Source organism: Rhizobium sp. P1_E6 (assembly GCF_056405875.1).
The window spans coordinates 46291-59915 of the sequence record NZ_JBFUBG010000014.1 but is presented as its reverse complement, the minus strand read 5'-3'; the positions used below and the strand labels follow the sequence as shown (position 1 = coordinate 59915).

Genomic DNA, 13625 nt, shown 5'->3' with positions numbered 1-13625 from the left:
GTTTGCGCAACGTGCTTCAAGCGTGTTTTCAGTCGGGCTTTCGCTCGCCGGGGATCTTGATGACCACGGATTTCTTCCTCTTCATCGTCGTAGGTTTCTGCGCGCAGATCATCGATGGCGCGCTCGGCATGGCCTTCGGCGTGCTCTCCACGACCAGCCTGCTGGCGCTTGGCGTGCCGGTCGCCAATGCCAGCGCGATGACGCATGTGACGGAGATGTTCACGACGGCCGCATCGGGCATTTCCCATGCCTGGCACCGGAATGTCGACTGGAAGCTCGTGGCGCGGCTCGCACCCGCCGGCATGATCGGCGGGGCGGTCGGCGCCTTCCTGCTTGCAAACGTCGAAGGCAAGATGATCGAGCCTTTTGTCTCGGCCTATCTGATCGCCATCGGACTTATCATTCTCTGGAAGGCTTTCCACCCGACGCCCAAACGTAACGTGCATGATTGGATGGTGCCACCCGTCGGGCTCTGCGGCGGCGTGCTCGATGCCATCGGCGGCGGCGGATGGGGACCGATCGTCACCAGTTCGCTCGTCGGCCGCGGTCACGATCCGAAGCGGGTGATCGGCTCGACCAACTTCACCGAATTCGCGGTGACGCTGATCATCTCGATCACTTTCGTCCTGACGCTCGGCTGGTCGGAACTCGGCTCGGCGGTGGGCCTGATCATCGGCGGGGTGATCGCTGCCCCCTTCGGCGCGATCCTCGTCAAGCGGCTGCCGGTGAAACCGCTGATGATCGCGGTTTCGATCATCATCATCGCGACGTCGGCGATCCGGTTCTTCTAAGCGGTGTTGCGGCCGAAATAGACGTCGACGGCTGCTATCCTGTCGCCGTCGAAACGGAAGCTCTCGATGTTTCGGAACGCTTTGCCGTCGGTCATCTCCGCCCGGTAGCGCACGACAGCCTCATCGCCACGGACCACCAGGAATTCGATATCGAAGGCATTCAGCTCCGGCTCGTTCGGCCAGCAGCGCTCGAAATAGGTGGCTCGGTCGATATGATCATCCTGCGGGCTGGAGAAGGTGAAGTCCTCCGTCAGCATCGCGCCGACGATATCCTTCCGACGATCCAGATAGGCTGTATAGAGATTGCGCAGCATTTTCGCGCGGTCCTCATCTCTGTCGCTCATGACTGCTACTCTTTTGGAATTCTGATTGCATATTGCAATCAGTTAGGGGCGAAATTATGACTTTCAATCCCTTTTGCCGTTGGCGGCAGGTCGGATCGGGCGGAATCCGTCCTTGGCAGCCCCCAGGGTGATGCGTAAAGTGAGGATCGCTTCATCTTGGCCGCGGCCAGACTGTACCGAAGAAGATCCGCAATGACCGACACCCAATGGGACGCCGCAAAGGCGGCGCCCGGCTCCGCCTACTGGAAACGCAATCTCGTCATCTCGCTCGTGGGCTCGTTCACGACCATCGTGGCGATGACGCTGCTTCTTCCCTTCCTTCCGCTTTATGTGGAGGAGCTTGGCGTGAGCGATCATGCGGCGATCGTGCAGTGGTCGGGTATCGCTTATGGCGCGACCTTCTTGGCCGCGGCCTGCGTGGCGCCGATCTGGGGTCGGCTGGGTGACATCTATGGACGCAAGCTGATGCTGGTGCGCGCCAGCCTCGGCATGACCATCGCCATCTCGCTGATGGGCATGGCCGGAAATATCTGGCAGCTCGTGGCACTGCGCCTCTTCGTCGGCCTCGCCGGCGGTTATGCCTCCGGGTCGATGGTGCTGGTGGCGACACAGACGCCGAAGGACCGCTCCGCCTGGGCGCTCGGTGTGCTCTCATCCGGAATCATGGCTGGCAACCTTGTCGGCCCGCTGATCGGCGGGGCGCTGCCGCCCATCATTGGCATCCGCGGCACATTCCTGGCCGCAGGCGGCATGATCTTCCTTGCCTTTCTCGCCACCACTTTCCTCATCAAGGAGGAGAAGTCGGCGGCCCGCAAACAGGCGGCCAAGGCGTCCGGCGGCTGGAAATCCATTCCCGACAAGGGGCCTGTTGTCGCGATGCTGGTGACTGGCCTGCTGCTGATGCTCGCCAACATGTCGATCGAGCCGATCATCACCGTCTATGTGGCGCAGCTCGTGCCCGATCAGGGTCGGGTGACGATGGTCGCCGGTATCGTCATGTCGGCAGCGGCGCTCGGCAGCATTCTCTCGGCTTCGCGGCTCGGCAAACTTGCCGACCGGATCGGCCACTGGCCGGTCATTGCCGGCGCGTTGGCAATAGCAGGCCTGCTGCTCATTCCGCAGGCCTTCGTGACCGCTTCGTGGCAGCTCATCGCCCTGCGTTTCCTGATGGGTGTGGCGCTCGGCGGGCTCCTGCCCTGCATCACCGCCGTCATCAGGCATAGTGTGCCGGATAGCGCGGCCGGCAGCATCCTCGGCCTTTCCATCTCTTCGCAGTATGTGGGTCAGGTTGTCGGGCCTGTTCTCGGCGGTTTCGTCGGCGGGCATATCGGCATGCCGGCGGTGTTTCTCGGCACCTGCGTTCTACTGCTCGCAGGCGCGGGCTTTGCGTGGTTGGTGCGGCCAAAGGAAGAAGCCTGATCGTCAGGCTTTTCCGCAGATCATCTCGACGCCGGATTGCGCCAAAGCCTCCAGCGTTTCACGGCTATCGCCGGCTCGCGCGCGGACAGCAAGCGAATGCATGATGGCCGAGGCGAGCTTTGCCAACATGTGAGGATCGGCACCACCGGGTAGTTCGCCGCGCTCCCTAGCGAGCGTCATGCGTTTCTCGATCTCGCCGTCAAAATCGTTGAGGCTGCGGTTCAGCACATCCCGAACGCGCTCGTGCTGGATTGCTTCGGCCGTTGCGGTGCCTATGAGGAAGCAGCCGCGTGCGGCCGTTTCGCCGTGAAGATAGATATCGAGGGCGCGACCGTAGACACGCGCTAGATTTTCGCGAAGCGTCAGCGATGGATCGAGAGCGTCTGCCAGCACGCCCATGCTTTCCGCTCTATAGCCCTCCAGGGCATCAAGGTAGAGATTCTCCTTGTCACCGAAAGCGCCGTAGAGGCTTGGACGGTTGAGCTGGGTGGCGGCACTCAATGTATCCAGCGATGTGCCGGCAAAGCCCCGGTCCCAGAACACCTCCCTCACCTTTTCCAATGTCACTTTCGCATCGAAGGCCCTTGGGCGGCCACGTTTCTTCTCGCTCATTTTGTACCGTTTCGCATAAAATAATTGACCAAGTAAATTTTATGCGAAATAGTACAAATGTCCAACGGATTGATGCGCGCCGGTCTTGCACCGCGCAGGAGGAGGAACCCATGAGGCTCTACATGCATGCAGCGGCCTGTTCGCTTTCGCCGCATATCGTCTGCCGGGAGCTGGATATCGATATCGAGCTCATCACTGTCGATCGAAAGACGCATCGAACCGGCAACGGCGAGGATTACCTCGGTATCAACGGCAACGGCTATGTACCGGCGCTGGTGCTCGATGACGGCAAGGTGCTGACGGAGGGACCGGCGATCGTGCAGTTTCTTGCCGATAGTGTTCCTGACGGGAGAAAGATGTTGCCCGAGATCGGCAGCTTTGGCCGCAATCAGGTGCAGTCCCTACTGAACTTCATCACGTCAGAACTTCACAAGCCGATGGCCATGCTCTTCAAGGCCGACTATGCAACAGCACATGAGGCAATGCGCGCCGTCGTTCACAAGCGCCTCGACTGGATCAATGCAAGGCTTGCCGGCCCCTATCTCACCGGCGGGGATTTCACTGTCGCGGATGCCTATCTCTTCGTCTGCCTGAACTGGTCGCCCTGGATAGAAATCGATCTCGATCGTTTTCCCGCGCTTCCTGCCTTCATGAAGCGTGTTGCGGCCCGCCCGGCCGTGCAGGCGGCGTTGAGCGAGGAAGGGCTGATGGCCTTCAATGCCGGCGGCAACTTCTTTGCGCCGATCGCCTATATCCAATCCGCCGGATATGTCGGCTCTCCGGTCCGGCCGTGATAGGATGCCGGTCCCGCGGGTAGCACCGCCGGACCGGATTATCCTCCGATGCTTGATAATCCTTCCCAAGCAGCATGGATTATCGAAAGCCTTCGATGGCGGCATCTTCACTCCATCGAAACCGGAAGCCCGGTTCACACAAAGGAGCGAACGATGAGCACCATAGCGGAGAATGCCGCGCAGACGGGTAGAACCATGAAAGCCTACAGGGTTCATGCATTCGGACCGCCGGAAGTCATCATCGCCGAGGATGTCGAGATCCCCGCGCCCGGCAAGGACGAGGTTCTGATCAAAGTACACGCGGCCGGTGTCGGCCCTTGGGATGGCTGGATCCGTTCGGGAAACAGTGCCCTGCCCCAGCCGCTGCCGTTGACGCTCGGTTCCGATCTCTCGGGCACGGTCGAAGCGGTCGGCGACGGTGTTACGCATGTGACCCGCGGCGATGCCGTCTATGGCGTCACCAATCCCCGCTTCATCGGTGCCTATGCCGAATATGCGATCGCGGCAGCGGGCATGATTGCCCTGAAGCCCGCAAGCATTGGCCATATCGACGCCGCCTCGATCCCCGTCATCGCGGCGACCGCAAAGCAGGCGCTGTTCGATCACGCGAAGCTCACCGCCGGGCAGACGGTGCTGATCCACGGTGCGGCAGGCAATGTCGGGGCCTATGCCGTGCAATTCGCCCGCAAGGCCGGGCTGAAGGTGATCGCCACAGCCAGCGGCGGCGATATCGAGACCGTCAAGCGGCTCGGCGCCGATGTGGTTGTCGATTTCCGCAGCCAGCGCTTCGAGGATTTCGCCCGCGATGTAAATGCAGTCATCGATCTTGTCGGTGGGGAGACCCAGGTACGCTCCTTCCCGGTGCTGAAGCGTGGCGGCAAGCTGATTTCCGCCGTCTCGCAGCCGGATCAGGATCTCGCCAAAGCGCATGGCGTCGAGGCCTTATTCTTCCTCGTCAAGGTCACGACGAAAGAGCTGAGCGAAATCGCTGCGATGGTCGATGATGGCGAACTCGAAACCAATGTCGGTGATGTGCTGCCACTCGATGCGGCGATCGCGGCGCATGAAATGCTGGAAGGCAAACGCGCGCATGCCAAGGGCAAGATCGTGTTGGACGTCAGGTGAGAATGACCTCGGACGGGCGTCCGGCGGAAAACAGTCCCGGCGGACGTTTTTTCACGCCATCCATTTGCGGTGTTCGGCAAAACGCTCCACCAGCATATCGAGGAACAGCCGCACCTTGGTCGGAAGATGGCTGCGGTTCGGATAGACGGCGTTGATATGGATCTCAACGCCGCGATAATCCGGCATCATGCGCACCAGGCGACCGGCCTCCAGATCCTCGAAAACGACGAAGCTTGGGGCGAGGAAGATGCCCTGCCCATTCAGTACCAGATAGCGCAGTGTCTCCGCGCTGTTGGAAATTATGCTGCCGCCCACTTTGACGCTCGCCAGCCGCCCCTCTGCATCCTCGAAGCGCCATTCCTCGCCAAAGGGATAATAGGCATATTGCAGGCAGTTGTGCTCGGCGACTTCAGCCGGCGTCGTCGGCATCGCGTGGGTCTTGAGATAATCCGGCGAGCAGACGAGGAAGTGCCGCCATGGCGTCAGCTTGCGCGCGACGAGGCTCGAATCCGGAGATGGCGTGGTGCGGATCACCAGATCATATCCGTCCTCGATCATATCAATTGACCGCTCGCCGATGTTGAAATCGATCTGGACCGCCGGATAGAGCGTCATGAATTCATTGATGACGGGCAACAGGAAACGGACGATGGCGCTGCTCGTATAGAATCTGAGCGTGCCACGCGGCGTGGAGCTCAATGCGCCGGCGGCGCGATCCGCCTCTTCCAGATCGGCCAGGATCTGCGACGAGCGCTCATAGTAATATTTGCCGGTTTCGGTCAGGCTGACCTTGCGCGTGGTGCGGTTCAGAAGCCGCACTCCAAGGCGATCTTCCAATGATTGCACATGGTTGCCCACCATGGTCACGGACATGTTGAGGCGCCGCGCGGCAGCCGAAAAGCCGCCGCATTCCACCACCCGACCGAAGACTGTGAGGCTGGTCAGCCGATCCATATCGCTCCTCGATTATCCGCTGAGAGTTGATGATCTTTCCCGAAAACAGCAGATTATCAGAAACAATGTCCGGGTCCATCTTCCTCCCATCGAACAGGGCTTCGCACGAACGGGGCCAAGACGAATGGAGAAGGACAATGGTCGAACTGCCCCGCAACGAAGTTTTCAAGAACGTCCAGCAGGCCGGAACCGCCCCCACCGCGGAAGCTTCGGCACCGACCGCGGAAGCAATGGCTGCAGCAGCAGCGACCTCAGAAACCCCGAAGAAGACCGGCCGCAAACTCATCAAGCGCGCCGTCCTCGCCGCGGCCCTGCTTGCCGGCGTCGCCTTCGCCGGCGATTTCGGCTATCGCTACTGGACGGTCGGCCGCTTCGTCGAATCCACCGACGATGCCTATGTGAAGGCCGACTACACGACCGTCGCTCCGAAGGTCGCCGGCTATATCAAGCAGGTCCTCGTCAACGATAACGATACCGTCAAGGCCGGTCAGGTTCTCGCCCGCATCGACGATCGCGATTTCCAGGCCGCCCTCTCGCAGGCCAAGGCCGATGTGAAGGCTGCCGAGGCTGCGGTCACCAATCTCGATGCGCAGGTCGCGTTGCAACAGTCGATCATCGGACAGGCGCGCGCCACGCTTAACGCATCGCAGGCTTCGCTTACCTTCGCCCAGTCCGATGCCGACCGCGCAAGCCGACTGATCACCAACGGCGCCGGCACGCAGTCCCGCGCCGAGCAGAGCCAGTCGCTGAAAGATCAGGCCGCGGCCGCTGTCGAGCGGGATCAGGCTGCATTGGTTGCCGCTGAGAACAAGGTACCGGTGCTGCAGACGCAGCGCGAGCAGCTGCTCGCTCAGCGCGACCGCGCCGCAGCCGCTGCCAGCCAGGCCGAGCTCAACCTCTCCTATACGCAAATCGTTGCTGCCGTTGACGGCACGGTCGGCGCCCGCTCCATCCGCGTCGGCCAGTATGTCAGCTCGGGCACGCAACTGATGGCAGTCGTGCCGCTGCATGCCGTCTATGTCGTCGCCAACTTCAAGGAAACGCAGCTGACCTTCGTGCGCCCCGGCCAGACGGTGGAGATCAAGGTCGATAGCTTCCCGGATGTCGCCATCAAGGGCCACGTGGACAGCGTCTCACCGGCAAGCGGCCTCGAATTCTCGCTGCTGCCGCCCGACAATGCCACCGGCAACTTTACCAAGATCGTGCAGCGCATCCCGGTCAAGATCGTCATCGATGACGAACGCCTTGCCGGCCTGCTGCGCTCGGGCATGTCTGTCATCCCCGATATCGATACCAAGGCCGCTCAGACCTCCGCGGCCGAGGAGGAAGGATTATCCACTCCTGCTGGATGATCCTTCCATTTCTTCCTCTGACATCACCCAAACAGCGTCATGAGACAGTTTTCCGCAGAGCGGGAAGGAGATAAGTCATGGCTACGCTTCAGATCGCCGCAAACAGCAACTCGGTCGCGCGCCCTGGCGCCGCGATCGTTTCCGCTACGGCCGTCCTCGCTGCCGACCCCGCCATGAGCCCGCTTCGCATGTGGACAGCTGTCGTCGGCTCCACGCTCGGCGCCTTCATGGCGATCCTCAACATTCAGATCGTCAATGCCTCGCTTGCCGACATCCAGGGCGCCATCGGCGCCGGCACTGACGATGGCGGCTGGATCTCGACCTCGTATCTCATCGCTGAGATCGTTGTCATTCCGCTCAGCGCATGGCTCGCCCGGGTCTTTTCGGTCCGCAACTATCTGTTGGTCAATGCGGTGCTCTTCCTGATCTTCTCGGTTGCCTGTGCCTTCGCGGTCAATCTGCAGCAGATGATCATCCTGCGCTCCATCCAGGGTTTTTCCGGCGGCGTGCTGATCCCCATGGCCTTCACCATCATCATCACGCTGCTGCCCAAGGCCAAGCAGCCGATCGGCCTGGCGCTCTTTGCCCTTTCGGCAACGTTCGCACCGGCAATCGGCCCGACTATCGGCGGCTACTTCACCGAAAACTGGGGCTGGGAATATATCTTCTATATCAACCTCGTGCCCGGCGCGCTGATGGTGGGTATGCTCTGGGCTTCGCTCGACCGTGCGCCGATGAATCTCGGCCTGCTTGCCAAGGGTGACTGGCCGGGCATCATCACCATGGCGATAGGGCTTGCAGCACTTCAGACCGTGCTGGAAGAAGGCAACAAGGAAGACTGGTTCGGCTCGGATTTCATCGTCCGCCTCTCGGTTATCGCTGCGGTTTCGCTGACACTGTTTCTGGTGATCGAGCTGAAGACCGCCCATCCGCTGCTGAACCTGCGCCTGTTTGCCCGCCGTAATTTCGGCTTCGGCATCCTTGCGAATTTTCTGCTGGGCATCGCGCTCTATGGCTCGGTCTTCGTGCTGCCAATCTACCTGACCCGTATCCAGGGCTATAATTCCGAACAGATCGGCCTGGTGCTTGCCTGGACCGGCATCCCGCAGCTGCTGCTGATTCCGCTGGTGCCGCGCCTGATGAAGCGCTTCGACATTCGCCTGCTGATCGTCGTCGGCTTTGCCCTCTTCGCCGCTTCGAACTTCATGAACGTGTACATGACGGGCGACTATGCGAGCGACCAGCTCTTCTGGCCGAATGTCGTGCGTGCCGTCGGTCAGGCGCTTGTCTTCACGCCGCTCTCTGCGATCGCCACCGCAGGCATCGAGCCGGGAAATGCCGGTTCGGCTTCCGCCCTCTTCAACATGATGCGCAATCTCGGCGGCGCGGTCGGCATCGCCTCGCTGCAGACCTTCCTGTCGAAGCGCGAGCAGTTTCACTCGAACATCCTGACCAACTCGGTCTCCGTCTTCGAGGAAGCTACCCGCGATCGCGTCGCCAGGATGACCGCCTATTTCATGAGCCACGGCGTCAGCGATCAGGCGCTTGCCACCCACAAGGCGGTCGTTGCCATTGCGCTGAAGCTGCGCAAGCAGGCCAATATCATGGCCTTCAGCGACACCTTCTTCCTGCTCGGCGTCGCCCTGGTCATCGCCCTGCTTGCCAGCCTGCTTCTGAAGAAATCCAGCCAGATCTCCGGTGGAGGCGCTCACTGAGCGCCCCTGCCCCAGTGTAGGAGAACACCCATGACCACCCTCCTCGACATCGACTATGCCGTTGAAACCAAGGCACCCGCCGGCAGCCGCCACACGACTGCCGTGCTCGACCTCATCGAATGGCTGACTGGCGACGAATGTCATGCCCTCGACGAGGCAGGCCTCGTCTCCGGTCTCGGCCGCCGCCTGCGGGCGCTCGGCGTTCCCGTCGATCGGCTGACGCTGCATCTCATGACCCTGCACCCGGAATTCATCGGCCGCACCATTGCCTGGGCGCCGGGTGAACCGGTGGAGATCCATGACCGCGAGCATGGCGCGCGCCTCGCCATCGCCAACACGCCGCTGCACAAGGTTTTCGAAACACGCGAGATGCTGATCGTGGGACCGGGCCAGAGCCCTCATGGTCGTTGGCAGCATCTCGACGTCTTCACCGGACGCGAGCTCGTGCAATTGATGATCGCCCCACTCTGCAACGCCGACGGCCCCGTCAGCGCCGCCATTTTCGGCACCAAGCGGCCGGGCGGGTTCACCGCCCATGAAATGCAGGTGATCGAACGTATCGTGCCGGCGCTACGCAATACCAGCGAACTCCGCATTCTGCGTCAGGTCGAGCTCAGCCTGCTCGACACCTATATCGGGCCGATGACGGCAAGCCGCATTCTGGCCGGCCGCATCCGCCAGGGCGAGATCGAAACCATGCAGGCCGCGCTGCTGCTCTGCGACTTGCGTGGCTTTACCGAACTTTCCAACCGCTTGCCGGGAGACACGGTGCTCGGCTTGCTGAACGCTTATTTCGACCGAGTCATTCCGGCGATCACGCGAGAAGGCGGCGAAGTGCTGAAATTCATGGGGGACGCGGTGCTTGCCTTCTTTCCCGGCTTCGATGCCACCCGTACCTGCAATGCAGCACTCTCGGCGGCGCGAGCGATCCTCGAAGCGCTGGATGGCTTCAATTATGACGGCATCGGCGCCAAGGCTGGCATCGCCTTGCATCACGGCGAAGTCAGCTACGGCAATATCGGCTCCGGCCGGCGGCTGGACTTCACGCTGATCGGCGGCGACGTCAATCTCGTCAGCCGTATTCAGGGGGCGTGCAGCGAACTTGGGGAGGCGCTGCTGATGTCCGAGGCGTTTATTGAAGAGGCAAAGCCGGAGGACGCAGTATCGGTGGGAAGCCATCGGCTGAAGGGCTTTCCGGACGAGGTGGAGCTTTATACCGTGAAGTGAGGCCCTCGCTCGTTGACCCAGCCCTTCGCATGGCTCAGGGCGTTCGTGACTGCGATCGATTCACTGGATCAATTACTGCCGCTACGCGACACATCACTCACTCCTCGTTCCCCCCGCGGCCGTAGGCCCAGTCCATGTAGAGGTCGAGCGCCTTGCGGGTGAAAGGGCCTTCCTGGAAATTGCGGCCGTCGAGCCTGTTGACCCCGACGACCTTGGAATAATTGCCGCTTGTGAAGATCTCGTCGGCGCCCATGAAGTCCTCGACCGAGAGCGTCGCCTCGCGTACGTCGAAGCCGGCCTTGCGCAAGAGGCCGATGACGCGCAGGCGCGTGATGCCAGCGAGGAAGGTACGGTTGGCGACCGGGGTGAAGACTACGCTATCCTTGACCATGAAGACATTTGAGGAAGCGGTTTCGACCACATTGCCGTTCATGTCGCGCATCAGGGCGTTGTCGAAGCCACGGCCTCTCGCCTCGGCAATGGCGCGACCGCTGTTCGGGTAGAGCGCGCCCGCCTTGGCGTCGGTCATCGCGGTTTCCGGCGTCGGGCGACGGTAGGGCGACACGGTGAGCGAGGAACCGCCGTGGCCGCCCATGGCCGCCTCGAACAGGCAGAGCGCGAAACGCGTGGATTCGCGATCAACGGTCACAACGCTGCCCGGCGAGCCGTGCTCACCCCAGTACATAGGTTTGATATAGATCGGCGTCTTGCCGTCGAACTTCTTCAACCCGTCCCAGGCAAGCGCCTCGATCTCTTCGGCCGTCTTGACCGGCTTCAGGCCCATGGCAACGGCAGAGCGGTTGATACGCTGGCAATGCAGGTCGAGATCGGGTGCGATGCCATCGAACCAGCGGGCTCCATCGAAGACGGTGGAGCCGAGCCACATGGCATGCGAAGTCGGCCCGATCAGCGGCGGGTTGCCGGCAATCCACTCTCCCTCGACATAGGTCCAGGTGGTCGTGCGGGGTGACGTATCGACGGACATGGCGCTCTCCTTCTGAAGTCGGCAAAGCAAAATCCTCCATGCCGGGGACGGTCAAGCGCAAATTGACGGTTGAAACATCGAAGCAAGAAAATGCCCGATAGTGCGCTAGGATTGAAATATTGATGCGCGTGTCTTGGTCCCAAAGCGATGGGTCTATARAGGAAAATGATGGATAGGCGACTGGATCGAGCCCCCCGCCGCATGTCATCATGGATGAGGAAAAGCGTGTGCGGGGCCAGGAGAGAAACCGATGAAAGCCATGTATTACGAAGCCTTCGAACAGGCGCCGGAGATCCGCACCGTGCCGGATCCGACACCTTCGGAAGATGGCGTGGTCATCAAGGTCGGCGCGACAGGGCTTTGCCGCAGTGACTGGCACGGCTGGATGGGGCATGACCCTGATATCCGCCTGCCGCATGTGCCGGGGCATGAGCTTGCGGGCAAGATCGTGGCGACGGGCAAGGGCGTGGTGCGCTTCAAGGTCGGCGACCGGGTGACAGTGCCCTTTGTTTCCGGCTGCGGCCACTGCAGCGAATGCCATTCCGGCAACCAGCAGGTCTGCCCCAACCAGTTCCAGCCGGGCTTCACTCACTGGGGTTCGTTCGCCGAATATGTCGGCATCGATTATGCCGACACCAATCTGGTGCATCTGCCCGAGAGCGTGGATGATGCGACGGCGGCAAGCCTCGGCTGCCGCTTTGCGACCTCCTTCCGCGCCGTTGCGGATCAGGCGCGCACCGGACCGGGCGAGTGGATTGCGGTGCATGGCTGCGGCGGTGTCGGCCTTTCGGCGATCATGATCGCCAGCGCGCTTGGGGCCAATGCGATCGCCATCGATATCTCCGTGGAAAAGCTGGCCTTTGCGCGCGAGTGCGGGGCGGTGGCAACGATCAATGCCTCCGCAGTTGGCGACGTACCGGAAGCCGTGCGCGAGATCACCAAGGGCGGCGCGCATGTGTCCATCGACGCGCTTGGTCATCCCGTCACCTGCTTCAATTCGATCAAGAACCTGCGCCGGCGCGGCCGCCATGTGCAGGTGGGCTTGATGCTCGGCGAGCATTCCACACCGCAGATCCCGATGGCGCAGGTGATCGGCCACGAACTGGAAATCTACGGCAGTCATGGCATGCAGGCGTGGCGCTATGACGCCATGCTAGCGATGCTCGCCGCAGGCAGGATTGCGCCGCAGAAACTGATCGGCAGGCGTATCAGCCTTGCGGAGGGAGTGCCGGCGCTGATGGCGCTCGACAAGGCCGAGGGTACCGGTATCAGCGTGATTACGCAGTTCTAGGACGGTGGGACGGCAGTTTGCGCCTGGGCGGACTACCGGATACGAGGTTGCGGCCCCACCTATTTGTGACGAAGCCGCCGGCCCGCCGGCGGCGATGGGGGAGTCCATGAGCGAAACACAACGCAAGCTGACGACGATCTTTGCTGCCGACGTGCAGGACTATACGCGTTTGATGGGCGAGGATGAGGAAGGCACGCTCGCGATGTTGAAGCATTATCGCGACGCCATGTCCCGCCTGATCACCTCGCATGGCGGACGGGTGGTCAATACCTGGGGAGACGGGCTGCTTGCAGACTTCCCAAGCGTCGTCGAAGCGGTTCGGGCAGCAATCGACGTACAGAATGAGCTTGCCGGCAAGAATGCGGCGCGACCCACGGATGGGCGGATGCTCTTCCGCATCGGCATCAATCTTGGCGATGTCATCGTCGAAGGCGACGATATCTATGGCGATGGCGTCAATATCGCCGCGCGGCTGCAGGCTTCGGCACCGGCCGGCGGGATCGTGATCTCGAACACTGTCTATGACCAGGTGCGAAACAAGGTGGCCGTCGGCTTCGACTTTCTGGGGCCTCTGGATATGAAGAATGTCGCCGATGCCGTGCCCAGTTATGCCGTGCGCATCGGCCATGTCAGTGCAGAGTCGCAGAAGCCGGCAGCCGTTCCTGACCGCCCCGTCGAGAGGCCGAGGTCCAGACCAGCGCCAGCCCCGCGCGGCAGGCTGAACAAGCTCGGCGGCATCCTCGCCGTCATCGGCGCCATGCTCGTCGTCATCAATATTGCCAGCTGGGAAGGTGAGTTTTGGGCCGTCTGGCCGCTACTTGCCTTCGCCTTTCTGGCGGCCATGACATGGGTGCGTATTCAAGACCGGTTCGATCAGCGCATCGCAGCACTTGCCATCGTTGGGGTTGGCCTGATCGCCATCAACATGCTGACATGGCAAGGAACTTTCTGGGCAATATGGCCGCTGCTGGGGCTCTCGGTCGCCGCCGGCATCCGCTGGGCGATGCGCGACTGAG

The 13625-nt window shown here is 61.7% G+C and carries 13 protein-coding genes; 9 read left to right on the top strand and 4 right to left on the bottom strand.

The window, feature by feature from the left end; genetic code table 11:
- The first annotated feature begins 59 nt into the window (after positions 1-59).
- Positions 60-791, top strand: coding sequence for a sulfite exporter TauE/SafE family protein (locus AC1D35_RS10300; protein WP_113300271.1), 732 nt, complete (start codon positions 60-62; stop codon positions 789-791).
- Here the strand turns inward: AC1D35_RS10300 and AC1D35_RS10295 are convergent.
- A complete protein-coding gene (locus tag AC1D35_RS10295) occupies positions 788-1135 on the bottom strand; it encodes a nuclear transport factor 2 family protein (protein WP_113300270.1) in 348 nt (115 codons plus the stop codon). The two genes, AC1D35_RS10300 and AC1D35_RS10295, sit on opposite strands and share 4 nt — an antisense overlap.
- Before the next feature lie 192 nt (positions 1136-1327).
- Here AC1D35_RS10295 and AC1D35_RS10290 point away from each other — a divergent pair, with 192 nt between their 5' ends.
- Complete coding sequence (locus tag AC1D35_RS10290; protein WP_113311712.1) at positions 1328-2554, top strand: multidrug efflux MFS transporter; 1227 nt, start codon at positions 1328-1330, stop codon at positions 2552-2554.
- A gap of 3 nt (positions 2555-2557) precedes the next feature.
- Here AC1D35_RS10290 and AC1D35_RS10285 read toward each other — a convergent pair whose 3' ends face one another.
- Positions 2558-3166 (bottom strand): TetR/AcrR family transcriptional regulator, encoded by a 609-nt coding sequence (locus AC1D35_RS10285; RefSeq protein WP_113311711.1) that lies wholly within the window; start codon positions 3164-3166, stop codon positions 2558-2560.
- 110 nt (positions 3167-3276) lie between these two features.
- On the opposite strand from AC1D35_RS10285, the gene gstA reads away from it, so the two are divergent.
- Together gstA and AC1D35_RS10275 are read left to right on the top strand one after the other, a co-directional pair.
- Entirely contained in the window at positions 3277-3960 is a 684-nt protein-coding gene (gstA, locus tag AC1D35_RS10280; RefSeq protein ID WP_113311710.1) for a glutathione transferase GstA, read from the top strand.
- Positions 3961-4113: 153 nt separating this feature from the next.
- Complete coding sequence (locus AC1D35_RS10275; RefSeq protein ID WP_477938572.1) at positions 4114-5085, top strand: NADP-dependent oxidoreductase; 972 nt, start codon at positions 4114-4116, stop codon at positions 5083-5085.
- Positions 5086-5136: 51 nt separating this feature from the next.
- Here AC1D35_RS10275 and AC1D35_RS10270 read toward each other — a convergent pair whose 3' ends face one another.
- A complete protein-coding gene (locus AC1D35_RS10270; protein WP_113300265.1) occupies positions 5137-6039 on the bottom strand; it encodes a LysR family transcriptional regulator in 903 nt (300 codons plus the stop codon).
- A gap of 137 nt (positions 6040-6176) precedes the next feature.
- On the opposite strand from AC1D35_RS10270, the gene AC1D35_RS10265 reads away from it, so the two are divergent.
- The 3 genes from AC1D35_RS10265 to AC1D35_RS10255 all read left to right on the top strand — a co-directional run bounded on the left by AC1D35_RS10265 (position 6177) and on the right by AC1D35_RS10255 (position 10333).
- Positions 6177-7391 (top strand): HlyD family secretion protein, encoded by a 1215-nt coding sequence (locus AC1D35_RS10265; protein ID WP_113311708.1) that lies wholly within the window; start codon positions 6177-6179, stop codon positions 7389-7391.
- A 77-nt stretch (positions 7392-7468) separates the two neighbouring features.
- Positions 7469-9106, top strand: coding sequence for an MDR family MFS transporter (locus AC1D35_RS10260; protein ID WP_477938571.1), 1638 nt, complete (start codon positions 7469-7471; stop codon positions 9104-9106).
- 30 nt (positions 9107-9136) lie between these two features.
- A complete protein-coding gene (locus tag AC1D35_RS10255) occupies positions 9137-10333 on the top strand; it encodes an adenylate/guanylate cyclase domain-containing protein (RefSeq protein WP_477938570.1) in 1197 nt (398 codons plus the stop codon).
- 97 nt (positions 10334-10430) lie between these two features.
- Here the strand turns inward: AC1D35_RS10255 and AC1D35_RS10250 are convergent, their stop codons facing one another.
- Complete coding sequence (locus tag AC1D35_RS10250; protein ID WP_113311706.1) at positions 10431-11318, bottom strand: branched-chain amino acid aminotransferase; 888 nt, start codon at positions 11316-11318, stop codon at positions 10431-10433.
- A 250-nt stretch (positions 11319-11568) separates the two neighbouring features.
- On the opposite strand from AC1D35_RS10250, the gene AC1D35_RS10245 reads away from it, so the two are divergent.
- Both AC1D35_RS10245 and AC1D35_RS10240 read left to right on the top strand, forming a co-directional pair.
- Complete coding sequence (locus AC1D35_RS10245) at positions 11569-12609, top strand: zinc-dependent alcohol dehydrogenase family protein (RefSeq protein WP_113300262.1); 1041 nt, start codon at positions 11569-11571, stop codon at positions 12607-12609.
- A gap of 106 nt (positions 12610-12715) precedes the next feature.
- Positions 12716-13624 (top strand): adenylate/guanylate cyclase domain-containing protein, encoded by a 909-nt coding sequence (locus tag AC1D35_RS10240; protein WP_113311705.1) that lies wholly within the window; start codon positions 12716-12718, stop codon positions 13622-13624.
- The last annotated feature ends 1 nt before the right edge of the window (position 13625 follow it).